This window comes from Halomonas sp. DP8Y7-3, from assembly GCF_019801675.1.
Classification (GTDB): Bacteria; Pseudomonadota; Gammaproteobacteria; order Pseudomonadales; family Halomonadaceae; genus Halomonas; species Halomonas litopenaei_A.
Window position 1 is genome coordinate 72,279 of record NZ_JAHVIO010000001.1, and the last position, 25,090, is coordinate 97,368.

The 25,090-nt window shown below is 61.7% G+C and carries 24 protein-coding genes and 1 pseudogene; 18 read left to right on the forward strand and 7 right to left on the reverse strand.

Annotated features, from left to right (window positions below):
* The first annotated feature begins 55 nt into the window (after positions 1–55).
* The 4 genes from nei to KUV86_RS00350 all read left to right on the forward strand — a co-directional run bounded on the left by nei (position 56) and on the right by KUV86_RS00350 (position 5,293).
* Positions 56–874: an endonuclease VIII gene (gene nei / locus KUV86_RS00335; RefSeq protein ID WP_222483240.1), complete on the forward strand. Its 819-nt coding sequence runs from the start codon at positions 56–58 to the stop codon at positions 872–874.
* Positions 875–1,015: 141 nt separating this feature from the next.
* Positions 1,016–2,521, forward strand: coding sequence for a fumarate hydratase (locus KUV86_RS00340; RefSeq protein ID WP_222483241.1), 1,506 nt, complete (start codon positions 1,016–1,018; stop codon positions 2,519–2,521).
* A 184-nt stretch (positions 2,522–2,705) separates the two neighbouring features.
* Positions 2,706–4,139, forward strand: coding sequence for a cardiolipin synthase (gene cls / locus KUV86_RS00345; protein WP_206938625.1), 1,434 nt, complete (start codon positions 2,706–2,708; stop codon positions 4,137–4,139).
* Positions 4,140–4,375: 236 nt separating this feature from the next.
* Positions 4,376–5,293, forward strand: coding sequence for a LysR substrate-binding domain-containing protein (locus KUV86_RS00350; protein ID WP_206938627.1), 918 nt, complete (start codon positions 4,376–4,378; stop codon positions 5,291–5,293).
* A 41-nt stretch (positions 5,294–5,334) separates the two neighbouring features.
* Here KUV86_RS00350 and KUV86_RS00355 read toward each other — a convergent pair whose 3' ends face one another.
* A complete protein-coding gene (locus KUV86_RS00355) occupies positions 5,335–6,426 on the reverse strand; it encodes a bifunctional nicotinamide-nucleotide adenylyltransferase/Nudix hydroxylase (RefSeq protein ID WP_206938629.1) in 1,092 nt (363 codons plus the stop codon).
* Positions 6,427–6,575: 149 nt separating this feature from the next.
* On the opposite strand from KUV86_RS00355, the pseudogene KUV86_RS00360 reads away from it, so the two are divergent.
* Both KUV86_RS00360 and yccX read left to right on the forward strand, forming a co-directional pair.
* Positions 6,576–7,472, forward strand: a pseudogene (locus KUV86_RS00360) (YihY/virulence factor BrkB family protein); the annotation flags it as partial.
* 198 nt (positions 7,473–7,670) lie between these two features.
* The gene (yccX, locus tag KUV86_RS00365) at positions 7,671–7,937 is read left to right on the forward strand and encodes an acylphosphatase (protein ID WP_261317469.1); all 267 of its coding nucleotides are present in this window, start codon (positions 7,671–7,673) and stop codon (positions 7,935–7,937) included.
* Between the two features lie 143 nt (positions 7,938–8,080).
* On the opposite strand, the gene KUV86_RS00370 is transcribed toward yccX, so the two are convergent.
* From KUV86_RS00370 to KUV86_RS00380, 3 genes are all read right to left on the reverse strand, one after another.
* Positions 8,081–9,022: a nucleoside hydrolase gene (locus tag KUV86_RS00370; protein WP_222483242.1), complete on the reverse strand. Its 942-nt coding sequence runs from the start codon at positions 9,020–9,022 to the stop codon at positions 8,081–8,083.
* Between the two features lie 58 nt (positions 9,023–9,080).
* The gene (locus KUV86_RS00375) at positions 9,081–9,992 is read right to left on the reverse strand and encodes a ribokinase (protein ID WP_222483243.1); all 912 of its coding nucleotides are present in this window, start codon (positions 9,990–9,992) and stop codon (positions 9,081–9,083) included.
* Between the two features lie 220 nt (positions 9,993–10,212).
* On the reverse strand, positions 10,213–11,145 hold the full coding sequence (locus tag KUV86_RS00380) for a D-2-hydroxyacid dehydrogenase (protein WP_222163837.1): 933 nt from the start codon (positions 11,143–11,145) through the stop codon (positions 10,213–10,215).
* 229 nt (positions 11,146–11,374) lie between these two features.
* Between KUV86_RS00380 and KUV86_RS00385 the strand changes: the two genes are divergently transcribed.
* The gene (locus tag KUV86_RS00385; RefSeq protein WP_222163836.1) at positions 11,375–11,650 is read left to right on the forward strand and encodes an FmdB family zinc ribbon protein; all 276 of its coding nucleotides are present in this window, start codon (positions 11,375–11,377) and stop codon (positions 11,648–11,650) included.
* Between the two features lie 43 nt (positions 11,651–11,693).
* Positions 11,694–13,472: an aspartate--tRNA ligase gene (gene aspS / locus KUV86_RS00390; RefSeq protein WP_206938644.1), complete on the forward strand. Its 1,779-nt coding sequence runs from the start codon at positions 11,694–11,696 to the stop codon at positions 13,470–13,472.
* Between the two features lie 132 nt (positions 13,473–13,604).
* Here the strand turns inward: aspS and ubiM are convergent, their stop codons facing one another.
* Entirely contained in the window at positions 13,605–14,873 is a 1,269-nt protein-coding gene (gene ubiM / locus KUV86_RS00395; RefSeq protein WP_222483244.1) for a 5-demethoxyubiquinol-8 5-hydroxylase UbiM, read from the reverse strand.
* 253 nt (positions 14,874–15,126) lie between these two features.
* Between ubiM and ruvC the strand changes: the two genes are divergently transcribed.
* The 10 genes from ruvC to KUV86_RS00445 all read left to right on the forward strand — a co-directional run bounded on the left by ruvC (position 15,127) and on the right by KUV86_RS00445 (position 23,524).
* Complete coding sequence (ruvC, locus tag KUV86_RS00400; RefSeq protein WP_222483245.1) at positions 15,127–15,666, forward strand: crossover junction endodeoxyribonuclease RuvC; 540 nt, start codon at positions 15,127–15,129, stop codon at positions 15,664–15,666.
* 225 nt (positions 15,667–15,891) lie between these two features.
* On the forward strand, positions 15,892–16,497 hold the full coding sequence (gene ruvA / locus KUV86_RS00405; protein WP_206938656.1) for a Holliday junction branch migration protein RuvA: 606 nt from the start codon (positions 15,892–15,894) through the stop codon (positions 16,495–16,497).
* 1 nt (position 16,498) lies between these two features.
* Positions 16,499–17,527, forward strand: coding sequence for a Holliday junction branch migration DNA helicase RuvB (ruvB, locus tag KUV86_RS00410; RefSeq protein ID WP_206938665.1), 1,029 nt, complete (start codon positions 16,499–16,501; stop codon positions 17,525–17,527).
* Between the two features lie 18 nt (positions 17,528–17,545).
* Positions 17,546–18,235: a protein TolQ gene (tolQ, locus tag KUV86_RS00415; protein WP_224852098.1), complete on the forward strand. Its 690-nt coding sequence runs from the start codon at positions 17,546–17,548 to the stop codon at positions 18,233–18,235.
* Between the two features lie 15 nt (positions 18,236–18,250).
* Positions 18,251–18,691, forward strand: a complete 441-nt coding sequence (gene tolR, locus KUV86_RS00420) for a protein TolR (RefSeq protein ID WP_206938666.1) — start codon at positions 18,251–18,253, stop codon at positions 18,689–18,691.
* 8 nt (positions 18,692–18,699) lie between these two features.
* A complete protein-coding gene (tolA, locus tag KUV86_RS00425) occupies positions 18,700–19,935 on the forward strand; it encodes a cell envelope integrity protein TolA (RefSeq protein WP_222483246.1) in 1,236 nt (411 codons plus the stop codon).
* 101 nt (positions 19,936–20,036) lie between these two features.
* Positions 20,037–21,293 (forward strand): Tol-Pal system beta propeller repeat protein TolB, encoded by a 1,257-nt coding sequence (tolB, locus tag KUV86_RS00430; RefSeq protein ID WP_222163897.1) that lies wholly within the window; start codon positions 20,037–20,039, stop codon positions 21,291–21,293.
* Positions 21,294–21,353: 60 nt separating this feature from the next.
* Entirely contained in the window at positions 21,354–21,896 is a 543-nt protein-coding gene (gene pal / locus KUV86_RS00435) for a peptidoglycan-associated lipoprotein Pal (protein WP_206938672.1), read from the forward strand.
* 31 nt (positions 21,897–21,927) lie between these two features.
* Positions 21,928–22,734 (forward strand): tol-pal system protein YbgF, encoded by an 807-nt coding sequence (gene ybgF, locus KUV86_RS00440; RefSeq protein ID WP_222483247.1) that lies wholly within the window; start codon positions 21,928–21,930, stop codon positions 22,732–22,734.
* A gap of 13 nt (positions 22,735–22,747) precedes the next feature.
* Positions 22,748–23,524 (forward strand): YciK family oxidoreductase, encoded by a 777-nt coding sequence (locus tag KUV86_RS00445; RefSeq protein WP_222483248.1) that lies wholly within the window; start codon positions 22,748–22,750, stop codon positions 23,522–23,524.
* A gap of 122 nt (positions 23,525–23,646) precedes the next feature.
* Here KUV86_RS00445 and KUV86_RS00450 read toward each other — a convergent pair whose 3' ends face one another.
* Complete coding sequence (locus tag KUV86_RS00450) at positions 23,647–24,309, reverse strand: HAD-IA family hydrolase (protein WP_222163831.1); 663 nt, start codon at positions 24,307–24,309, stop codon at positions 23,647–23,649.
* Entirely contained in the window at positions 24,306–25,025 is a 720-nt protein-coding gene (ubiG, locus tag KUV86_RS00455) for a bifunctional 2-polyprenyl-6-hydroxyphenol methylase/3-demethylubiquinol 3-O-methyltransferase UbiG (protein WP_409995526.1), read from the reverse strand. Before ubiG ends, KUV86_RS00450 begins: the two co-directional genes overlap by 4 nt.
* Positions 25,026–25,090: the final 65 nt, after the last annotated feature.

Here is a 25,090-nt window from a genome sequence, read left to right on the forward strand (position 1 = left end):
CACGATTCGCTTGATGGCCAATGGTTGCCGCCCCCGGTGTCCGACAGGAGGCAGAATGCCAGAAGGTCCCGAGATTCGACGCGTCGCCGACCGGTTGGGACAGCAGTTGCAAGGTCGCCGGCTCGATCATGTATGGTTTTCGTTCTCTGAACTTCAGGTCCAGGCGTCGTCGCTGATAGGGCGCAAGGTGTCATCGGTGGACTGCTGGGGCAAGGCGCTGCTGATTCACTTTGACGATCAACGAACGCTGTATTCACACAACCAATTGTACGGTGTGTGGAAGCTGCACCGGCGTGATCGTCCCCCGTCCACGCGGCGTTCGCTGCGGGTATCGCTGGCAGCGGGGCAGCACGCCGCCAGTCTCTATAGTGCATCTGATGTCTCCCTGTGGCAGCACGATGCACTAGCCGATCACCCGTTTCTTAGCCGATTGGGGCCAGATCTGCTCACCCACCAGGTCAGTCCTGAGGATATCGAAGAGCGTCTCGACGCCCCGCAGTGGCGCGGTCGGGCGCTGGGAAACAGTCTGCTTGACCAGGGGCTGCTGGCCGGTATCGGCAACTATCTTCGCTCAGAGATCCTGTTCTTCGCCGGCGTCGCTCCGGGGCGGCGCCCCCGGGATCTGTCGACTCAAGAGCGCCAGCGACTGGCGCGCACCATCCTTGACATCACGCAGCAGGCCTACCGGCAGGCCGGGGTCACCAACCGCGCTGAGTGGGTGTCCCTGGCCCGGCAGCAGGGAGCCACGCGGCGGGGGTGGCGGTTTGCGGTGTTCGAGCGGGATGGCAAGCCATGCCACGCCTGCGGCGGCGAGATAGAACGCATCAGCATGGCCTCGCGTCGGCTGTATCACTGCCCGCGCTGCCAGCGCTGAACCGTCTTTCACGCCAGTCTGGTTCGGGGAGTGGCTGCCTAGCGCAGCGCATTGCGCTACACTAGCGCCCCTCGCAAGCCTGCCGTGCTGCCTCCGCGTGGCCAAGAGAGCGGGCGTACCGACCCAGCCAAGGAGTCTGCCATGACCGTGATTCGCCAGGACGACCTCATCACGAGTGTCGCCGATGCCCTCCAGTACATCTCCTACTATCACCCGAAGGACTTCATCGACGCCATGGCGGCCGCCTACGAGCGTGAGGAGAACCCGGCAGCGAAGGATGCCATCGCCCAGATCCTGATCAACTCGCGCATGTGTGCCACGGGGCACCGCCCGATCTGCCAGGACACCGGGATCGTGACCGTGTTCGTCCACGTCGGCATGAATGTCCGCTTCGAAGCGGACATGAGCCTCGACGACATGATCAACGAGGGCGTGCGGCGTGCCTACAACTTTCCTGACAACGTGCTGCGCGCCTCGGTTCTGGCTGATCCTGATGGCAAGCGCCAGAACACCAAGGACAACACCCCCGCGGTCATCCACCACAAGCTGGTGCCGGGTGACAAGGTAGAAGTCCACGTCGCGGCCAAGGGCGGCGGCAGCGAGGCCAAGTCCAAGTTCGCCATGCTCAACCCGTCCGATTCCGTGGTGGACTGGGTAATGGAGCAGTTGCCCAAGATGGGGGCTGGCTGGTGCCCGCCGGGCATGCTGGGTATTGGTATCGGCGGGACCGCTGAAAAGGCCATGGAGCTTGCCAAGGAAGCGCTGCTGGATCCGATCGATATTCAGGATCTTCAGGCCCGCGGAGCGTCCAGCCGCGCCGAGGAGCTGCGTCTGGAGTTGTTCGACAAGGTCAACAAGAGTGGTATCGGCGCCCAAGGTCTGGGTGGACTGACCACGGTGCTGGACATCAAGGTCAAGGATTACCCGACCCACGCGGCCAACAAGCCGGTGGCGATCATCCCCAACTGCGCCGCCACTCGTCATGCCCATTTCACCCTGGATGGTTCCGGGCCTGCTGCGCTCAAGGCGCCCAAGCTTGAGGACTGGCCCGAGATCACGCGCGAGGCGGGTGCCAACGTCAAGCGCGTGAATCTCGATGAGGTGACCGCCGAGGACGTCCAGAGCTGGCAGCCGGGTGATACGTTGCTGCTGAACGGCAAGCTGTTGACCGGGCGCGATGCGGCTCACAAGCGCATGGTCGATATGCTGGCCAAGGGCGAAAGCCTGCCCGTGGATCTGAAGGGGCGCTTCATCTACTACGTCGGGCCGGTGGATCCGGTGGGTGATGAGGTCGTCGGACCTGCAGGACCGACAACTGCGACCCGCATGGACAAGTTCACCCGCACCATGCTTGAGCAGACTGGCCTGCTGGGCATGGTTGGCAAGGCCGAGCGGGGACAGCTTGCGATCGATGCCATTCGCGATCATCAGGCGGTGTACCTGATGGCCGTTGGCGGCGCCGCTTACCTGGTGTCCCAGGCGATCAAGGCATCCCGCGTGGTGGGCTTTGAAGACCTTGGCATGGAAGCCATCTACGAGTTTGAAGTGGAAGACATGCCGGTGACCGTGGCCGTGGACAGCCAGGGCACGTCGGTGCATCAGACCGGCCCGGCCAAGTGGAAGGAAATCATCGCCGAAGCGGTGTGACCCTGCCGCTACGACGGCCGGGGAGGCAGTGGCGTGATCCCAACGTCGCCTCTGGCGATGCGCGGCTCACGCGCTGACGAGATACGACGGCTCCGCCACCTGGCGGGGCCGTCGTCGTTACCGGTATGCTGGTGCCGGCACGAGGATGCAATACGGTGCCTTGTCACATGGACGGAGACCCGCGATGACCTCATGGTTGATTGGTGTGGCCATCTTTTTGATACATGTCGGCGGCGCCATTTCCGCTGTCATGGCGCTGATGTCGAGCCGTACCTCCCAGGGCGCGATTGCCTGGATCATCTCGCTGCTGACGATGCCCTATCTGGCCTTGCCCGCCTACTGGGTATTTGGGCGTCCACGCTTCTACGGCTACGTATCCGCTCGTGGGCAGCGCGACACCTTGCTGAGACGCGTGCTGCTGCGCTACCGAGATCGGTTCGACTCCTATCTGGTCAGTTCAAGCCATGCCGATGTCAAGGCGGTCGAGAAGCTGGCCATGATGCCGTTGACCAGCGGCAACCGCACCGAACTACTGATAGATGGTGAGCAAACCTTCGATAGCCTGTTCGCGGGTATCGATGCCGCTCGCTCCTACATCCTCATCCAGTTTTTCATTGTGCGAGATGATGCCCTGGGGCGACGCCTGCAGCAGCACCTGATGCGTGCCGCCGAGCGTCAGGTACGGGTCTACTTCCTGTATGACGAGATCGGTAGTCGCCAATTAAGCGAGGGTTACCTGCGGGACTTGCGCGACGCTGGGATCAACGTCAGCGCCTTCCATTCATCGCGAGGCTGGCGTCACCGGTTCCAGCTGAATTTCCGCAATCACCGCAAGATTCTGGTGGTGGACGGCCGCGAGGGCTGGCTCGGAGGGCTCAATGTCGGCGTCGAGTACCTCGGAGAAAATCCGCGACACGGCGCCTGGCGAGATACCCACCTCAAGTTGACCGGCCCCAGCGTGCTGGGTCTTCAGGAGGCCTTTTGGGAAGATTGGCACTGGGCCACGGGGACCATGCTCAGCCTGTCGTGGGCGCCGGCTGTCGATCATCACGACGCCACTGACGACAGTGACCGTCAGGTGGTGATCGTGCCCTCTGGTCCCGCCGATCCTCAGGAGACGGCCAGCCTCATGGTGCAGCATCAGATTCACAGCGCGCATCATCGGCTGTGGGTGACCAGCCCCTATTTCGTGCCGGACGAGGGGGTGCAGGGGGCGCTACGACTGGCGGCCATGCGCGGCGTCGATGTACGTATCATGATGCCGGAGCGTCCGGATCATCTGCTGGTGTTCCTGTCGGCCTTTGCCTTTCTGCCGGACATGATCAAGGCCGGTATTCGAGTGTTCCGCTATCAACCTGGTTTTTTGCATCAGAAAGTGATGTTGATCGATGACGAAGCCGCCAGTGTGGGCACCGTGAATCTCGATAATCGATCCTTCAGGCTGAATTTCGAGATCACTGCACTGGTCCCTCACCGCGGGTTCGCCAGTGAAGTGGAAGCCATGCTGCAACAGGACTTCGCCAATTGCCGTGAGGTGACGCTCGAGGAGATGCGTGCACGCCCTCTGTGGCGCAAGCTGGTGTCCCGCGCCGCGTATCTGTTGGCGCCGGTGCAGTAGGGGCCGGTTTTGTTGCAGCAAGGCATGGCTTCAAGGCATGGCTGCAAGGTACGGCTTCAAGGTACGGCAACGGTGAAAGTGCGGCGGTCCCGACACAAAGTCTGGGACGATGCTTGGGCATGGGCCTGGTTTCGGGTACATTGAGCCGCTTTGGCATCCATCACAGCCATTTGCCCTCTCGAGAGCGTTAGTCGAAGAGGGCGACGTTGGACGGGGCAACAGTTCAAGGAGTACCGGTGAATCTAGAAACGAAATGGCTCGAGGACTTCGTTGCCCTGTCCAACACTCGGAGCTTCTCGGCCTCAGCGCGTCAACGCCACGTCACGCAGCCCGCTTTCAGTCGCAGGATTCGCTCTCTTGAGCAGGCGGTAGGGGTCACACTGGTAGACCGCTCTACCACGCCGATCGACCTGACCCCCCAGGGGCAGCTGTTTCTGGTCACGGCGCGCAACATCGTCGAGCAGCTCAATGAGTCGTTGGGCCACCTGCGTGGCCTGGCCATGGCCAATGAGGCGCTCGATGTGGTGGCCGCGCACTCTCTGGCCCTGAGCTTCTTTCCGCAGTGGATTTCCCGGCTGCAGAAGGGGTTGGGTGAGCTGCCCACCCGACTGGTCGCGATGAACGTGGGGGAGGCCATTCACGTGCTGCGCGAAGGCAATTGCGACTTGATGCTGGCCTACTATGATCCCTATGCCAGCATGCAGTTGGATGGGGAGGTCTTCCCATCGTTCTCGATCGGCAGCGTCAAGATGATTCCGGTGTGTCAGCCGGACGCCAATGGCGAGCCACGCTTCTCGCTTGACGGCGATGCGTCGCTGCCCTATCTGGCCTATACCCAGGGTGCCTTCCTTGGCCGCAGCGTGCGTATGCTGCTGAAGAATGACCCCTTGCGGCTGCGCTTGCGCACCGTATACGAGACGGCGATGGCCGAGGGCTTGAAGGCTATGGTGATGCAGGGGGTAGGGATGGCATGGATTCCCGATTTCTGCCTGCGCCAGGAGCTGAAAAACGGCACCGTGGTCAGGGCTGGCGGTGAGAAATGGGATGTCCCGCTGGAGATTCGCCTGTACCGCTGTTCGCTGGTGCACAAGCCGGGCGTCGAGAAGCTGTGGCGTCAGATGATGAAGCTGCCACGGGACTTCCTGGAGGCCTGATACTGGCCAGGCCTCGGTGGTGGGTGAGATGGTGCTCGTGATCAGGAGCGCCGGTCAGCAGGCAGGCCCAGAAAGTTCTGAATGATGAAGAAGTGATCTTCGAACAGACTCTCCGGCTCCAGTTCGGCCAACGGTACCCAGCGAGCATGATCTCCGCCCTTGACGGGTTTGATCCGAGGAAGGTTCTGGTCAGGGCGCAGCGCAAAATAGAAGGCCTCGGCCAGGGTCCTGCCACGCCAGCTGCGATGGGGCTCGTCGAACAGGCGTTGTCCCCTCAGTGATCCCTTCAGCACCGGCTCCGGCACTTTCAAGCGGATGCGCTCCCGCAACTCTCGCAGACAAGCATCCATCAAACGCTCCTGGGCGCTGATAAACCCCCCTGGCAGGGCATACAAGCCCTTGCCCGGGGCCGAGGTGCGCCTTGCCAACAGCACATGACCCGACTGCACCACTACGGCGCATACGGTGACAAAGATCGGCGGATAGGGCGCCTGGGCCCAGGCTGCGCGATATTGATCAAGTAGCTGTTGTTCCTCTCCCAACTGGCGGTAGGGTTTGCTGTCCATGAACTCATGGACGTGCTCAACCACACCGGGTGGAAGGTCATGGCTGGCGTTAGTGGAGAGATATTCCACTGCGGAGCCCTGTGAGCGGAACAGCCGCTCACGAATCTGGCTGGCAGAGATCGCTTCTACCAGCGGCACGCTGACGGACTCCCACTGGGGAAACAGCGACAGGTAGTAGCTTGACTGTCCTCTGCTTGCGCCGATCAGACCGATTCGCGGCAGTCGCGCGCTTTCGGGGTGCGCCAGATCACGCACCTTGCGCTGTACGTCGTGGACCCAGACGTCGTCGTTGTACAGTGCGTCGAGCAACGGCACGATTTCGAGTCGGGCGTTGTCCTCGTCGTCGAAGGCGCTACGTAACATCTGGCGGCGCTCGTCGAAGCGCCAGGGGTTACGTAGAGATCGCGCCTGCCAGGCAGACCCTACCAGGACGATGACCTGGCGCGCCTGCTTCAATGCCGCCCGGATCACAGCGAGATGGCCCAGGTGCGGCGGCTGGAAGCGGCCAATAAAGACAAGGCAGTCGAAGCTGGCCTGGGACGATGGGCTGGCCGGGACGGGGGGCATGAACGACTCCTGTATCGCAGACGCCGCCATTATGGTGGGGTGGGGCAGGTCGCGCAAACCCCTGCTTGAGACAGGGTGTTGAACATCGATTCTGCGTTGTCTCGCGCTCTTCGGTATGCTGACAGCAAAGAAAATGACGAGGGAACGTTATGATCATTCCATTCTTCGCCTTCTGGTGGGGAGTACTGCGGCGGTCCGTGGCGCTCTGGCTAGAGCGCAATGCTTTCAGCTATGCAGGGTCCCTGGCGTTTTACACGCTGTTCTCCCTGGCCCCCACGGTAATCATTGCGGTGACGGTGATTGGGGTAGTGCTCGGTGAAGAGGCGGCCCAGGGACAGATCTTTGCCCAGCTGCAGGGCACCATGGGACCCGACGCCGCCTCTGCCATCGAACAGGCCGTGGCTCAGTCGCGGATTCAGGAGTCCGGGCTGTTGCCGACCTTGCTGGGCTTTGGCGCCTTGATCGTTGGTGCCACCACCGTGTTCGGTCAGATGCAGTTTTCACTGAACACCATCTGGGGAGTAGCGGCCCGTCCCACCAGTAACAGTGCCTGGATCTTCGTGAAGAACCGGATGCTGTCGTTGACCATCGTGCTCGCGATCGGCTTCATTCTGTTGGTTTCGGTAGGTCTTGGGGTCTTTGTAAGGGCGGCATTGAAGGCCGCTGATGACCTTCTTCCCTATGTCAGTCTACTGACCAGGGGCATTGAGTTTGCCGTGTCGGTGGGGGTCATTGCCGCCTTGTTCGCCACCATCTTCAAGGTCTTGCCGGACGTGGTGTTGCGCTGGCGTGATGTCATTGTCGGGGCCGTGGTCACCGCGTTGCTGTTCTCGGTAGGACGCTCAGGTATTGCGCTGTACCTTGCCTACAACGCCACTGCATCGACTTACGGCGCAGCGGGCTCTGTGGTGGTGGTGTTGCTGTGGGTCTACTACTCCTCCTTGATCCTGCTGTTCGGCGCCGCCTTTACCAAGGTGCACCTGGTCGCCCGCCACAAGCCGATTATTCCTCGTAACAGTGCCGTGCTGGTCAAGCAGGAGTTGATGGATCAGCAAAGCGTGAAGGCCCAGTGGAGCGCTGAAGAGCAGCGTGAATTCGAACAGGAGGCGCAACAGCGTCAGCAAGAGGTCGACACGCTTGAGCGCGTCGATGGGATGTCCGAGGATGAAGTGAGCGGCACAGGCCATGCAGCCACCGCCAAGCAGCACGATCAGGCGCGGGAGGACAATATGGAGAGTGACATGATGTGCCTGGAGGCCGTTGTCGAAGGGCAAGTACAAGGCGTGAGTTTTCGCTGGTCGACTCAGCAGCAGGCCCAGGCGCATGGGCTGGTTGGGCACGCGCATAATCAACCTGACGGCAGCGTGGAGGTACTGCTGTGCGGCCCTCGCCATGAGGTCGAGCAGGTCGCTGAGTGGCTGGAGCAGGGTCCGCCCCAGGCCACGGTGACCCGAGTGACGCGTCAAGAGGTGATGCTCTCGTCGATGCCCGAGGCATTCACGACGGGCTGACGCGAAGGCGACAGCGACAGGGGGCGGTCACCGAGCGGTCGGTGGCCGCCCCCTTTGCTTGGGCGCCATGCGGCGTTGCCCCTTGCTAGATCAACGGGGCAACGAGCTAGTGCAAGATGCGTCGACGCCAGCGGCGTGCTGGGTTAGCCGAGCGTATCTGCGATCCATTGGCTGACCGCAGCGCCGTCTACCTCGAGACACACCTGCGCAAGAGGAGTGCCGGACCAGCGAGGCTCGATGAACTGGCGACCCTCCGCGGCAAGAATGGTCTGGCCCTCCGCAGCGCCCTCGGTGACCACGCTGAGGTGGCCCCGGGTGGTCTTGAACAGCTCCGGGCGTACCAGCCAGGCCAATGCCACACTGTCGTGAGGGCAGCAGCCGTCGATACCCAGGGCATCACGGTAGAAGGCGCGGTAGAAGTCATAGCTGCCGGCGAGGACGCGACCGAGATTCCCCTGGGCAGCTTCAATGCGGGACATGTGCTCGGGGGTGAGGATGCAGCGATGGGTGACGTCGAGTCCCACCAGGGTCAGCGGCCAGCCCGCGGTCAGTACCTTTTGCGCGGCGTGGGCGTCATTGAAGATGTTGGCCTCCGCCACCGGAGTGACATTGCCCCCTTCGCGGATGGAGCCGCCCATGACGACCACTTGGCGAACCAGAGTGACAATCTCTGGCGCCAGCTGAAGTGCTGCGGCCAGATTGCCCAGGGGGCCCACGGCGACAAGTGACACCTCACCTGGACGTGCACGCACCGTATCCACGATGAATTGAGCCGCGTTGCGTGACTCCGCCTGGCCGGTGACTGGTGGCAGCGGAATGTTGCCAAGCCCATTATCGCCGTGAATATGTTTCGGTGCCGGGTGTCGCGGTTTGACCATTGGGCATGCCGAGCCCTGGGCCACTGGCACGGGCTGGCCCGCCAACTCACCGAGCAACAGCGCATTGTGGGTGGCGGTATCGATATCGACATTGCCGAAGGTGGTGGTCATGCCCAGCAGGTCAATGTCGGGATGACGCAGGGCGATGGCGATGGCCTGGGCGTCATCAACGCCAGGATCGGTATCAAAGATGATCGGATACTTCACGATAGCTCCTGTGCAGCAGGCGTGGCGTGGTGCCACGCCTACGCTGAAGAAGAATGGCTCAGCGGATCTGGTGCTGACCGGATGAAAGGGCGCTGTCCACTTCATGGCGCGCGGGAACGCTGGTGGCAGCGCCTTGGCGTTGAACACCCAAGGCGGCTGCGGTGGAAGCGAGGGCCAGGCACTCGGCAACGCTTGCCTGCTCCTGCATGGCGGCCAGATAGTAGCCAATGAAGGTGTCGCCGGCTGCTGTAGTGTCGACGGCCTTGACGCTGCTGGCGGGCTGAAAGTGCCGCTGATCGCCGTGCTGGTACCAGGCGCCTTCGGCTCCCAGAGTCAACACCAGTGCCGTTGTTGGAAGCTGTTGCGCCAGGGCGTCCAGCAAGGTCTCGGCAGAGGCGTCATCCTCACATTCGGCGAGCCAGGCGGCTTCGCCGCGATTGACGAACAGCAGATCGACCAGATGCAGCGGCAGACGCTTGACGTCATCGCTCATCGGCGCAGGGTTGAAGGCGATCTGGACGCCGCGCTGATGTGCCAGCTGGATGCTGTCGGCGAGTACGCTGCACTCATTTTGCAGCAACAGCCAATCACCGGCTGAGCAAGCCTGCATCAGTTCGGCGATATCCTCCGCCTTGAAGTGATGATTGGCGCCGGGGAAGAGCAGAATGGCATTCTCCGCGCTGTCGTCCACCTGAATGATGGCCTGTCCGGAAGGGCCTGGTACCTGCTTGACGCCGGCAACGTCGACGCCGGCATCCTGCAGTAACTCGCGAGCCCAGCCATCCTGTGCGTTGAGGCAGCCCCAGTGCTGGACCTGGCCTCCCGCTTTGGCAAGGGCCAATGATTGATTGGCGCCCTTGCCGCCAAGGCCGACACGGTGTTCGTGGCTGGCAAGGGTTTCTCCAGGACGCACCAGATGAGAGACGCGGTAGACATGGTCGAGGTTGATCGACCCGTAGTTATACAACATAGGGTGTCCGATGACGGTATGGGCTTAGGGCTTGTACGAAAAGTGCCTGCGCCTGGTGATACGGCGTTAGCGCGAAGTATCGGAGTGAAGGCCGGTGTGTGCAAGCGTATCAACGGTAGATTCGTGTTTATACCGTTATCTCCATAGGCAAACACCTTATTGAGGTGCCCTCGATTAACATCAAGGTCAGACGAGGGCACAAGGACACGACGCTAGGTCGTCAGGCGTTTCGCAAGTTCTCGGCGGTCAGCCGCACGATGTTCTGTCGCGCTTCCGGGGTGATCCACGCACTGTGCGGCGTCACCAGTAGATTGAGCCGAGGCGTCTCGTTGAGCGCGTCAATCAGCGCATGACCATCGCGGGGTGGCTCTACCGGCAAGACATCCACGGCCAGGCCGGCCAGACGGCCATCACGAAGCGCCGCCAATGCGGCTTCCTCGTCGATGACACCACCGCGGGCGCAATTCACCAGCAGCGCGCCGGCCTTCATGCGTGCAAGGTTGTCGGCGTTGATCAAGTGGCGGCTGTGTTCGGTCAGGGGACAGTGCAGGCTGACCACATCGGCCTCCGGCAACAGCTCGGCCAGGGCGGGGCGATGGTCGTTGGCTTCATTACCTGGACGTGCACTGAACGTCACCCGCATGCCGAACGCCTCGGCCAGAGAGGCGACGCGAGACCCAAGCTCACCCTGGCCGACCAGCACCAGATGCTTTCCTTCGAGCTGTACCGTGGGATGCCCCATCATGCAGAAGAAGGGGCTCTCACCCCAGCGTCCTTCAGCAACATCGCTGGTGTACTGTGGCAGGCGAGTGGCCAGCGACAGGATCAGCATCAGGGTGTGCTGGGCGACGCTGGCGGTACCATAGGCGCTGACGTTGTCGACCCGAATGCCGCGTTGCCGGGCGACCTCCATATCGATGTTGTTGGTGCCCGTTGCCAGCACGCAGATATGCTTCAGCGAGGGCAGGGCGTTCAGCGTATCGGCGTCCAGCACGACCTTGTTGACGATCGCAACATCAGCACCGTCGAGGCGCGCGCGGGCCTCGGCGGTGGTGCTGGTGGGGTGGACGTCCAGGCTGTCGAGCTGCTCGCGCAGGGGGGTCAGGTCAATGTCGTCGCCCAGGCTGTCGGCATCGAGTAGAACGGCTTTCATCACGGCTCCTCTTGTCATTGGGGGTAGCATGGCCGAGTTTGAGCGGTTTGATCGCACAGGGCTGTGCCTCATGGGGTTCAGCGCGCTATAATACGGCCCCTTGATCTGGGCTTGGAATTGCTTTTGGCCGGCCCTATATCGCATGTCGGGACAGAGAGCTGCGGAAGATGTGCCGCTGTGGCGTCTCTGTTCCTACTTTTAGGGTTGATGCGAACGGAGACCTCAAACCATGCCCATCTACGAATATCAGTGCAAGGCCTGTGGCCACCGTCTCGAGAAGCTGCAGCGAATGAGCGCCGCTCCCTTGAGCGATTGTCCAGCCTGTGAAGCCCCCGAGCTGAATCGTCTGGTATCTGCCGCAGGCTTTCGTCTTGCCGGCGGTGGCTGGTACGAAACCGATTTCAAGACCGGCGGCAGCAAGAAAAACCTGGCGGGCGACAGTGGTGCCTCGAGTGGCAGCAGTGGCTCCGGTAGCTCGTCCTCCGGAGACGGCGCCGCCGCCTGAGTCTCGATCCGTCCAACCTTCACGCAACATGACAGGAATCAACATGCGCAGCCATTATTGCGGCCAGCTCAACGAAACCCTGGTAGACCAGACGGTCAGCCTGTGCGGCTGGGTGCATCGCCGCCGTGACCACGGTGGGGTGATCTTCCTAGACCTTCGCGATCGTGATGGCATCGCCCAGGTTGTGGTCGACCCTGACACTGCCGAGGCCTTCGCCAATGCCGACCGCGCCCGCAGCGAGTACGTGCTGCGCATTCAGGGCCGTGTGCGCATGCGTCCCGAAGGCACCCAGAACCCGAACATGCCGACAGGCCTGATCGAGGTGCTGGCCAAAGAAGTAGAGGTGCTCAACACCGCCGCAACGCCGCCGTTCCAGCTGGACGAGCATGGCAAGGTCGGTGAGGAAATTCGCCTCAAGCACCGCTACATCGATCTGCGTCGCCCTGAGATGATCGAGAAGCTGCGTCTGCGTTCTCGCATCTCCCACAGCGTACGCGCCTTCCTCGAAGGCGAAGGCTTTCTGGATATCGAGACCCCGGTACTGACCCGCGCCACCCCTGAGGGTGCCCGCGACTACCTGGTGCCTAGCCGTACCCATGCTGGCAACTTCTTTGCGTTGCCGCAGTCCCCACAGCTGTTCAAGCAGCTGTTGATGGTGGCGGGCTTCGATCGTTACTACCAGATTGCCAAGTGTTTCCGCGACGAGGACCTGCGAGCGGATCGTCAGCCTGAATTCACTCAGATCGACCTCGAGGCATCCTTTGTCGACGAGTCCGACATCATGGGTATTACCGAATCCATGATTCAGGGCCTGTTCAAGGATGTGCTGGATGTCGAACTTGGCGACTTCCCGCGGATGACCTGGCATGAGGCGATGCATCGCTTCGGCTCTGACAAGCCTGATCTGCGTATTCCGCTCGAGCTGACCGATGTCGACGATCTGATGAAAGACGTCGACTTCAAGGTCTTCTCTGGTCCTGCCAACGCCGAAGACGGTCGTGTGGCAGCGCTCAAGGTGAGTGGCGGTGCCAAGCTGTCACGCAAGGAAATTGACGAATACACCAAGTTCGTCGGTATCTACGGAGCGCGCGGTCTGGCCTGGATCAAGGTCAACGAGCGTGCGAAGGGTATCGAAGGTCTGCAGTCGCCGATCGTCAAGTTCATGGAAGACGTGATCGAGACGCTGCTTGACCGTGTCGGTGCGGAAGATGGCGACATCATCTTCTTCGGCGCCGACAAGGCGCGCATCGTCAACGAGGCACTGGGAGCGCTGCGGGTCAAGCTGGGCGAGGATCTCAATCTCTACACCCAGGCCTGGGCACCGCTGTGGGTCGTCGACTTCCCGATGTTCGAGGCGGATGACAACGGGCGTCTGAGTCCGCTGCACCACCCGTTCACGTCACCAGCCTGCAGCCCGGAAGAGCTCAAGGCCAATCCGGCGGGGGCCCTTTCACGCGCCTATGACATGGTGCTGAACGGTACCGAGCTGGGTGGCGGCTCCATTCGTATTCACGATCAGGCCATGCAGAGCGTGGTGTTCGAGATTCTCGGGATCGGTGAAGAAGAGGCCCGTGAGAAGTTTGGCTTCCTGCTCGACGCCCTGCACTATGGCGCGCCGCCCCACGGTGGCCTGGCATTCGGTCTCGACCGTCTGGTCATGCTGATGACCGGTGCGCGCACCATTCGTGAAGTCATTGCCTTCCCGAAGACGCAGAGTGCCGCGTGCTTGATGACGGACGCACCGGGCGATGTCAGCGCCGATCAGCTCAAGGAGCTGAACATTCGTCTTCGTCAGAAGGCCAAGGCCGACAGCGCCGAGTGAGGCAAGCCGCCCAGGCCGTCACCTGGGCGCTTGCACCAGGGGCTTGTTTCGACAGGTCCGTCTGGCGCATGAATGACGCAGAACCCCCGCCATATGGCGGGGGTTCTGCGTTTATATAGCGGTCATTTCTGCTTACTGCTGGCGAGAGGGCGCCCCTGAAAACAACAGGGAAGGAAAGGGCGCAGGTGGCAGGGGCAGTGACGGCAGCCCAGGGAGTGGAATCGGCCCTGCTCGATTGGGCGCGGTCTGAGCAAGCTGCTGCGCTAGCCAATGGCGGGCAGGAGACAGTCGCTCTCCCGCTCGTAAACCAAGGTGTCGCAGGATGCGAGCATGGGGGCGTTCATCGGTATATAGCCCGACGATGGCCTGGGTCGCCTGATACAGCGGCCAAGTGGCGAGACGATGCTCCCGTTCATAGCCGACCAGCAGATGGGGGGCGGCGATATCCTTACCCTGCTGATAGGCGTCGATCAACCGTCGGGCCAGGCGGTATTGGCTATGTATCCCGAAGTTGAAGCCATGGGCGGTGACAGGATGCATGCCCACCGCCGCATCGCCGACCAACGCCAGGCGAGTGCCGACAAAGCGTTCCGCATAAGCGCTGACCAAGGGGTAGACGTGAGCTTCACCGTCGACGGTCATCGCTCCCAGTCGGTTGGCGTAGCGCTGTGTCAAGGCAGCGGAAAGCGCTGCTGAGGGAAGTGACGACAGTTCTGCCATCTGCCGGCTGGGCAGGGTGACTACCGCGGAGGATAGATGAGAGGTCAACGGTAGTAGCGCCAGTGTCTGGCCGTGATCAAACCACTCCCAGGCAGACTGGTCGTGAGCGCGTTCGTGGTGAACGCGGCACACCATCATGCTGCGTCCATTGTCCCGCATGCGTGCGGCGATCCCCATTTGACGGCGAGTCTCGGAAAAGCGGCTGTCGGCGGCGACCGCCAGCCGCGCTGTCACTTCCTCACCAGTCTCTAGACGAAGCCGCGCGCACTGAGCATCTGTGTCAATCTGCTTCAGGGAAGAGAAGTGCCACTCGATGCCATCGATTCGACTTGCCTCATCGTAGGCCGCCTGGCGGATCAGATGGTTGGAGACCATCACGCCGAGGGGATGATCGGGATCGTGTGGATCCACCTTCATCGAGAACTGCGATGCACCATTGAAAATTCTTGCGCTCGCCAGTGGATACACCTGCTGCTGGGGAATCCGCTGCCATACGCCTAGCGTTTCCAGCAGACCCGCAGACGCTCGGGTGACGGCGATCTCGCGGCCATCTGGTTGGGGGGTGGAGAGCTGGTCCTGGCGCGCGCGCTCAATTAGCGCCACGTCCATTCCAGCGCCCGCCAGTGCACGCGCCAAGCAGATGCCAACAGGCCCCGCGCCTACGATGGCCACATCTTTCATACCTGACTCCTGTGTCGGATTCGCTGGTCATTTGAAGGAACGATAGAATGGTGCGCATTACGCTAGCACAGCCTCAGACGCTTTCGTCTGCATTGTGCGGTTATCTTGATCTGGTCAAGGATGGCAGCGCCACGACCCTAAGGACATAAATGCTAGATTTTTCCACCAATTCAGGCCAAGGCCATGCCATTCTTGCGGGCGATGACAACGGCCGTGGCACGTGTGTCCAGTACGCGGCACAGGAGAGACAGGGATGATTGTGCTGGGCATTGACCCTGGTTCACGTGTGACAGGCTACGGTGTACTTGACGCCAGCGAGCGACAGCCACGCTATGTGGCCAGTGGCTGTATTCGCCTCAAAGACGACGCCCTTGCGCAACGGCTCGCCCAGGTCTACGCCGGCATCAGCGAGTTGATTGGCCTCTACCGCCCAGCCGCCTTTGCCATTGAGCAGGTGTTCATGTCGAAAAATGCCGACTCCGCGTTGAAATTGGGACAGGCCCGAGGGACTGCGATTGTGTGTGCCGCTAACCACGGTCTTACCGTCAACGAGTATGGTCCACGACAGATCAAGCAGGCGGTGACCGGTTCCGGTGGCGCAGAAAAGACCCAGGTGCAGCATATGATCACCGCCACCCTTGGGCTGTCGGGCACTCCTCAGGCAGACGCTGCAGATGCATTGGCGATTGCCTTGACGCACCTCTACGCGTCCCGAGGACTGGTCAATGAAGGCAATTATGGCGGGCGTCGCGGCCGTGGTCGCGGACAATCCTGGCGGCAGTACCGTCCCTGACGATAGCGTTGGAGCCGTGCCCTTGGATGAGCGTCTCTTTATGCAGACACCTTGATTTTCGAACAGTGTTTGTCACGCTAGCGATGGCTATCTGGTAGCCGTATAGTGGGCGCAGCCAAGGGGTAGTCCGGTGGCATGTTACGGCGTTGCGCCAGCGAACTCCGGCCCCGGTCTCGGTTACACTGGTGGTCACCTACACCGAATGTTCAAGGAAGTTATAGCGCCATGATTGGACGCATCACAGGCACATTGCTCGAGACTCAGCCCCCCTGGCTCGTGGTGGATGTGGGAGGGGTCGGCTACGAAATGGAAGCCTCAATGACGACCCTGGTCGCGCTGCCCGGTAGTGGTGAGAAGGTGTCGTTGTACACCCATTTGACCGTACGCGATGACGCTCATCTTTTGTACGCCTTTGCTCGCGAGCAGGAGCGGGCGTTGTTTCGGGCCCTGATCAAGGTCAACGGCATCGGGCCGAAACTGGCATTGGCGATTCTCTCGGGCATGGAGGAGGACGCCTTCGTGCGCTGCGTCATGGAGGACGACGTGAAGGCTCTGACACGTCTACCTGGCGTGGGCAAGAAGACCGCTGAACGCCTGGTCATCGAGATGCGAGACCGCTTCCCCCATTGGCAGCATCCCGACAGTCTCCCGCTGGAGGGACAGCCTGCGGCACCCACGTCCTCCACGTCTTTGCTGGCGGATGCGGAAGCAGCATTGGTCAGTCTCGGCTACAAGCCTACGGAGGCGAGCCGCATGCTGTCGGGACTCGAAGGGGAAGGCAGTACTGAAGCCATGATCAAGGCGGCACTGACACGCCGCATGGCGGGCTGACATGATTGAAACGGATCGCCTTATCGCCGGAGACACCCTGGAAGGCGAGGGTCGGGTGGATCATGCCATTCGTCCCAAGCGTCTCGCCGATTACATCGGTCAGCCGCGAGTGCGCGAACAGCTCGAGATTTTCATCCATGCGGCCAGAGCCAGAGACGAGAGCCTGGATCATACCTTGGTATTCGGTCCTCCTGGTCTCGGCAAGACGACGCTGGCGAACATCATCGCCACGGAGATGGGGGTTGGGCTGACCTCGACGTCTGGTCCGGTGCTGGAGAGAGCCGGAGATCTGGCTGCCATGCTGACCAACCTGAAGGCCGGCGATGTGCTGTTCATCGATGAGATACACCGGCTCTCTCCTGTGGTCGAAGAGATCCTCTATCCGGCGATGGAAGATTTTCAGCTGGATATCGTGATTGGTGAAGGGCCGGCAGCACGCTCGATCAAGCTCGATCTGCCTCCTTTTACCCTGGTCGGCGCCACGACCCGGGCAGGCCGGCTGACCTCACCACTACGCGATCGCTTTGGCATTGTTCAGCGCCTGGAATTCTATGCCATCGACGAGCTGACCGAGATCGTGGCGCGTTCTGCGCGTTTACTCGAGGTAGAAGCCGACCTCGCCGGTGCCAGAGAGGTGGCGAGGCGGTCTCGGGGCACCCCCCGAATTGCCAATCGCCTGCTGCGTCGGGTGCGTGACTTTGCCGAAGTGAAGGCGGGAGGTCATATCACCGCCGACGTGGCCGACCAGGCCCTGAACATGCTGCATGTGGACCACCATGGACTGGATCATATGGACCGCCGACTGCTGCTGGCGATGATCGAAAAGTTCGAGGGTGGTCCGGTAGGCGTGGACTCTCTGTCCGCAGCCATCGGAGAAGAGCGCGACACCATTGAAGATGTCATCGAACCCTATCTGATTCAGCAGGGTCTGATGATGCGAACCGCAAGAGGCCGGGTGGTTACCCGCCAGGCCTGGACCCATTTTGGCATGGCCCCGGACGACCGGGCCCTTGACGCTTCCAACGACTGATTTGAGACGAGGATTTCCGTGAACGACTCCATGTCCATTCCCCACTTGATCATGAACGCCAGCGGCGTGGTCCAGTTCGTCATGCTGTTGCTGATGATCGGTTCCGTGCTGTCCTGGATCGTGGTGTTTCAGCGCAGCTTCGTCATGCGGCGTGCCCGCAAGGCTCACCGCGCGTTCGAAGATCGGTTCTGGTCCGGCGTCGACCTCAACGAGCTGTACAAGAATGCTCCGGCCGAAGGCGATAGCCAGGGCGCTGAGCACATCTTTCGTGCGGGTTTCCGTGAATTCAATCGGCTGATGCCCAAGACGCGCAGCCCACAGGCGATCCTTGACGGCGTTCAGCGCAGCATGCGGGTGGCCTGGTCCCGCGAAGAAGAGCGCTTGAACCTTCATCTGGTCTTTCTGGCCACCGTCGCCTCGGCCAGTCCCTATATCGGTCTGTTCGGTACCGTGTGGGGCATCATGGGCTCCTTCCAGTCGCTGTCCATGGCCCAGCAAGCGACCTTGGCCACGGTGGCACCGTGGATTGCCGAAGCGCTGGTCGCTACCGCGATGGGCCTGTTTGCGGCCATTCCTGCGGTTATCTTCTACAACCGCCTTTCTGCCGAGTCGTCACGCTTGCTGGGCAAGTACGAAGACTTTGCCGAGGAGTTTCACTCCATCCTGCACCGCAACCTGCAGGGCCGTCCCGACGCAAGTGCGGCCTGAGGAAGGAGACCCTCCATGCTAGGACCCTTCAATCGCCGTGGGCGCAGCAAGCCCATGGGGGAAATCAACGTCGTGCCCTTCATCGACGTCATGCTGGTGCTGCTGGTGATCTTCATGATTACCGCACCCATGCTGACCCAGGGGGTGAAGGTCGATTTGCCACAGGTGACGTCCGAGCCGATCGAGGATGTCGAGAACAGCGAACCGATCATCGTGTCGGTCGACAAGGAAGGCCAGTATTTCATCAGTCTTGGTGGAGACGAGACGCAGGTCAGCCTGGATGAGCTCAGTGATCGCGTCATTATTCTGCTGGAGCGCAAACCCGGCACGCCGGTGATGGTGCGTGGTGACCGCAATGTGGCATATGGCCAGATAGTGACCCTGATGAGCACGCTGCAGGTGGCTGGCGTCGCCAACGTAGGGCTGATTTCCGAGCCCCCGCCCCAGGAAGGCTAGGAGAGCTCATGGCGAAACCACAACGGCGAACGACCAGCAAGCGCGCCGGAAACGTCGGCTACGGCCTGCCGACAGTGCTGGCCGTGGCATTGCACCTGGGGCTGCTTATCCTGAGCGTGATCAAGTGGCCGACCAGCGAGCCTGAGACGCCCAATAACGCTATCGTGCAGGCAACGCTGATCAGCACCGAAACACGGACGGATCAGGCGCAGCAGGCTGCGGAGGCACGTACCCGTGCGGCGGAACGTCAGGCAGAGGAAGAGGCCAAGCGTGACGCCGAGCGGCAAGCCGAGCAAGAGGCTGAACGCAAGGCCCAGGAAGAGGCTGAGCGTGCAGCGCAGCAGGAAGCGGAACGGCAAGCTCAGGAAGAAGCGGAACGGCAGGCCCAGGCGGAAGCGGCGGAGCAAGCACGTGCTGAAGCAGAGCGTCGCGCGGCTGAAGCGGAAGCTGCCGAACAGCAGCGGGCGCAGCAGGAGGCTGAGCGTGAAGCGGCACGTGAGCAGGCCGAGCAGGAGCGCCAGGCGGAAGCCGAGCGCAGACGTCAGGAAGAGGCCGCTCGTCAGCAGGAAGCCGAACGCCAGGCCCGCGAGGAGGCCGAGCAGAAAGCAAGAGAGGAGGCCGAGCGCCAAGCCCGCGAAGAAGCCGAGCGAAAGGCCAGAGAGGAAGCCGAGCGTCAGGCCCGCGAGGAAGCCGAGCAAAAGGCCAGAGAAGACGCTGAGCGCCAGGCCCGCGAGGAGGCCGAGCAAAAGGCCAGAGAAGACGCTGAGCGCCAGGCCCGCGAGGAAGCCGAGCGAAAGGCCAGAGAGGAAGCCGAGCAGAGGGCCAAAGAGGAAGCCGAACGCAAGGCCCGGGAGGAGGCTGAGCGCCAGGCACGGGAGGAGGCCGAGCGGCAGTTGCAGCGCATTATCGAAGGCGATTCCGATGCCGTCTCCAATGCCGAGCAGGGCGCCGAGGCCGCCAATGGCTTCATTCAACTGGTGCGACGTGCCGTAGAGCAAGCCTGGGTCATCCCGCCTAATGTCGGCAATGGCACCACGGCCGAAGTTGAAGTTCGGCTTGGTCCCTCCGGGGAAGTGTTCGCGGTGAGCATCCGTCGCTCCAGTGGCGATGCCGCCTTTGATAATTCGGCGATTCAGGCGGTGGAGTCGGCCGCGCCATTTTCCGAGCTGCGGGACCTTCCCAGCGGCGTGCAACGCGACTATCGTCAATTCAATCTGCGGTTCAGACCAGGAGACATTCGCTGATGAGAGCATTGAACGCGAGTTGGTGGGCAGGAACAGAGCGTCGATCCGGTGGTCATCGACGTGCGCTCTGCAAAGGACTGGCTTCGGTCGTGACCGGCGCCATGCTGTGGCTGGTTGGCCCCGTGGCTTCTGCAGACCTCACCATCGATATTACGCGGGGTAACGAGCGCGCCACGCCCATCGCCGTGGTTCCCTTCGCTGATCAGGCCGGTGGCTTGCCCGAGGACATCGCCCAGGTCGTCTCCGACGATCTGGAGCGCAGCGGCTACTTCGAGCCTCTGCCTCGCTCGGCGATGTTCAACCAGCCCTCCAGCAGTGACGACGTCACCTATGGCGACTGGCGTAGCCTGGACTCCCGCTATCTGGTCGTAGGCAGCACCAGCCAGGAAGGTGGACAGGTCAAGGTGCGTTACGAACTGCTCGACGTCAGCGGCGAAAGTCGTCTGCTCGGAGAGACTGTGACGGCCTCAAGCTCCGACCTGCGTGGGGCGGCCCACTATATCAGTGACCAGATCTTCGAAGAGATCACCGGTATTCGCGGCGCGTTTTCAACCCGTATTGCCTATGTCACGTCCCAAGGCGTGGGTGATAACACCCAGTATGGTCTTTATGTGGCGGATGCCGACGGTCGCAACAGCCAGCAGGTGCTGACATCCGATGAGCCGATCATGTCACCGGCCTGGTCTCCTGACGGCGGCAAGCTGGCGTACGTATCCTTCGAGACCGAGCGTCCGGCGATCTATGTTCAGAACCTGGCTACCGGACAGCGGGCCAAGTTGACCGACTTTGAAGGTCTCAATAGCGCGCCGAGCTGGTCCCCGGATGGCCGTCGTCTGGCCATGGCGCTGTCCCGCGATGGCCAGCCTGAAATCTACGTGATGGATATCGGTTCTCGTAACCTGCAGCGTGTGACCAACTCCAGCAGCATCGAGACCGAACCGGCCTGGAGCCCCGACGGCAGCAGCCTGATCTTTACCTCTGACCGCTCTGGAGGTCCACAGATCTATCGTCAGAGCGTCAACGGCGGCAACGCCGAGCGTCTGACCTACACCGGTAGCTACAACGCGCGTGGACGCCTGTCTCCGGACGGCAAGACGCTGTTCTTGATCCACCGTGGCAACAATGGTTATCAGGTGGCGAAGCAGGATCTGGACAGTGGGCGCCTGGTGGAAATTAGCGATGCACAACAAGCTGAATCTCCCAGTATCGCGCCCAATGGCACCATGGTAATCTTCGCCACCCAGCAGGGTAGTACGGGGGTGCTGGGGGCGGTCACCGCCGATGGACGTGCGCAGTTCCGCCTGCCAGCCGCCCAGGGTGATGTGCGTGAGCCGTCCTGGTCCCCGTTCCTCAACTGATTCGTTGGTAGCCTCGGCCCACGAATCGACTTTGATGCATCAAGCAAGGAGAGTGACACGATGTTTCTGAAGCCCTACGCCCGTTCGCTGGCAATCGCCGCTTCCCTGGCCGTGCTGGCTGGCTGTTCCAGCACTGGCGGCACCCAGGACGGCAGCGCCGCCGGAAGTGGTTCCGGCACCATGGGCGGATCCGGTGTCGGCACCGGCACCGCAGGCAGCGGCCAGGTAAGCGGCTACGGCACCGATGGCTCCGGCCAGATGTCCGATGCACGCATCCCGGAAGTGCGCACCATCTACTTCAACTATGACAGCGACGCGATTCGCCCTGAGTTCGAGTCAGTGGTCAATGCCCACGCTCAGTACCTCAGCCGCAATCCGAATGCCTCTGTCGTGTTGCAGGGCCACACCGACGAGCGTGGTACCCGCGAATACAACCTGGCACTGGGTGAGCGTCGTGCCGGATCTGTCGAGCGCTACCTGCGCCTGCAAGGCGTCAATCCGTCCCAGGTGGAAGTCGTCAGCTACGGTGAAGAGCGCCCGGCGGCTCGCGGTAGCAACGAGGATGCCTTTGCACAGAACCGCCGCGTGGTCTTTGCTTACTGAAGGTCACTGACGTCGGACGTGGGAGAAGTCAATGAGACACAGTCTTAAGGGACTGTGCGGCGCGGGAGCCCTGGTGCTCCCGTTGTCCGTCATAGTACCCGCCATCATGTCACCAGCGCTGGCCCAGCAACCGGTTGTCAGGGATCTTGGAGGCAGCAACAGCTTTTATGATCAGACGGCCACCCAGGCCCAAGCCAGCGGTAACCTGGCCTTGTTCAACCAGGTCGAACAGCACCAACGGGAGCTGAGAGAGCTGCGCGGGCAGATCGAGGAGCTGCGCTATCAGCTTGATCAGCTGAAGCAGCAGAGCCGCCAGCAGTACATGGATCTGGATCAGCGCCTCAGCGAGCTGCCTGCCCAGGCGCCGCAAGCCTCATCCTCAGCGGCCGCTGCCGACACTTCCGAGCCGAAGGGCGAGGCGGCCAGTGACGCATCCTCGGAACGGGGAAGCGGCGCGAGTGATCAGGCTCGCGAGGCGTATCAGGCCGCTTTCTCCAAGGTCCAGTCACGCAATTTCGATCAGGCCATCAGTGATTTCGATACCTTCGTGGATCGCTATCCCGACAGCAGTCTGACCGGCAATGCCTACTACTGGCTGGGTGAGTTGCATTCGGCCCAATCGTCGTTTGGCGATGCCGAGAAGGCCTTTGACACGGTGCTGGAGAGATTCCCCGACAGCAGCAAGGTTCCCGATGCGATGTACAAGCTGGGATTGCTGAAAGCGCGCCAGGGGGATACGGATGCGGGACATGCGCTGCTGAAGTCGGTGCAGGAAGACTATCCTGACAGCAATGCCGCATCGCTGGCCGATGACTACATGCGCCAGAGCGGGGCCTGATCGAGGAATCGCCATGAGTGACCATGAGACCGCCTGCAAGATCGACTATCAAGCGCCCAGTGACTTGCTTAACGATCGCATCGTTCTGGTAACCGGCGCCGGAGACGGCATTGGTCGAGTTGCCGCGATCGAATACGCTCGCCATGGTGCCACCGTGATTCTGCTGGGTCGCACCACGTCCAAGCTTGAAAAGGTGTATGACGAGATAGAAGCGTCGGGAGGACCACAGCCGGCGATCTTCCCGCTGAACTTCGAGGGGGCAACGCTCAAGGACTATCACGACATGGCTGAGGCGTTGAACAAGGAGTTCGGCCGTCTCGACGGCATCCTGCACAACGCCGGGCTTCTGGGCAAGATCACACCCTTCGAGCAGTACAATCCTGAGCTCTGGGACCAGGTGATGCAGGTCAACCTGCAAGGGCCGATCTGGATGACCCAGGCCCTGTTGCCATTGCTGACCCAGTCTCAGGATGCCTCCGTCATCTTTACCTCCTCCAGCGTCGGTCGCAAAGGGCGGGCCTACTGGGGAGCCTATTCGGTGTCAAAGTTCGCCACCGAAGGGTTCTCGCAGGTGCTGGCCCAAGAAATTGAGCACCTCGGGACGCTCAGGGTCAATACGCTGAACCCTGGTGCGACACGCACGGCCATGCGCAAAGGGGCTTATCCCGGAGAAGATCCGATGACCCTGCGTACACCGGAAGACATCATGCCTACCTACCTGTGGCTGATGGGACCGGATAGCAGGGGCTGCAATGGTCAGGCCTTCGACGCTCAACCACCAAAGCGTTGAGTGTGACTTACTGCCATTGCCTTGAGCTGCCTCAGGTGGTGCAAGATGCAAGGCAATGGCAGCGTGGGCCTGAGTGTAGTGACGACGGCGTGGCCGTAGTCGGTCTCTCCACTGCCGTCGTGTCAGGGCAGGCTGAGCGCTTCCACGACCGCCTCAGCAGTGTCGAACCAGCGATCCGCTGGCCACTGCCGAATGTCGTCTTCCTCTGCGATATAACCGTATCCCACTGCGATAGCGGTCATGCCGGCCGCTCTGGCGGCTTGCATGTCGCGCACGTGGTCGCCCAGATACCAGCACTCTTGCGGGGCTACTGACAGGCGCCGTGCTGCCTCGAGCAATGGTTCCGGATGGGGCTTCTTGTGGGGTAGGTCATCGGCACACAGCAAGGCTCCAGGCTGCAGTCCCAGCGCCTCGACCAAGGGCTCAGCGTACAGGCGCGGCTTGTTGGTGACGATTCCCCAGGGACGCGAGCGATCGCTCCAGTGCAATAACAGGCGGTCGAGGGGCGGAAACACCTGGCTGTGGTCGGCGACAGCTTCCGCATAGAAGTCGAGCAATGTCTGGCGTGCTGCGGCGTGATCAGGGTGCGACGGTTCCAGTCCCAGGGCGAGGGTCACCAGGGCACTTCCGCCATTGGAGACTTGAGCGCGGATGCGCGGGTAGGGCAGCGCCTCCTGACCATGCAGTTGGCGCAGTCGATTGGTGGCCATCGCCAGATCAGGTGCCGTATCGACCAGGGTGCCATCGAGATCAAACAGCAGGGCCTGGGGCGATGACTGACTCATGCCACCTCCTTGCGGCAATGCATCAGATAGTTGACCGAGACATCATCGGCAGAGAGCGAGAAGCGGCGGGTCACCGGATGGTAGACCAGCCCTGTCTGTTCGCAGACCTTGAGCCCAGCGTCACGGCACCAGCGAGCCAGTTCCGATGGGCGGATGAAGCGCGCATAGTCATGGGTGCCGCGGGGCACCATCTTGAGCAGATATTCTGCTCCCAGGATGGCCAAAGCGTAGGACTTGGGGTTGCGATTGATCGTCGACAGCACCAGTTGCCCCCCCGGCTTCAACAGTGAGGCGCAGGCCCGGATGATCGCTTCGGGATCGGGGACATGCTCCAGCATCTCCAGGCAGGTGACGACATCGGCACTTGCCGGAGCTTCGCTCGCCAGATCCTCGACGCTGACCAGCCGGTAGTCGACATCTACGTCGTGCTCCCGGGCATGCTGTCGAGCGACCTCCAGCGAGGCGTCGGCGAGGTCAATACCGGTGACTCGGGCACCGCGTCGTGCCATGGCCTCGGCCAGGATGCCACCGCCACAGCCCACATCGATGACCTTGCGACCAGCCAGCCCAACCCTGGCGTCGATAAAGTCCAGGCGCAGCGGATTGATGGCATGCAGCGGCTTGAATTCCCCTTCGGGATCCCACCAGCGATCCGCCAGCGCAGAGAACTTGTCGATCTCAGTGTGGTCAACGTTGGCGGAAGGGGTATCGGACATGTTCATTAGGTTCTCCAAGGCAAGCTGCCAATGTCAGCAGACCACATTCGTCTGATACGCTATTC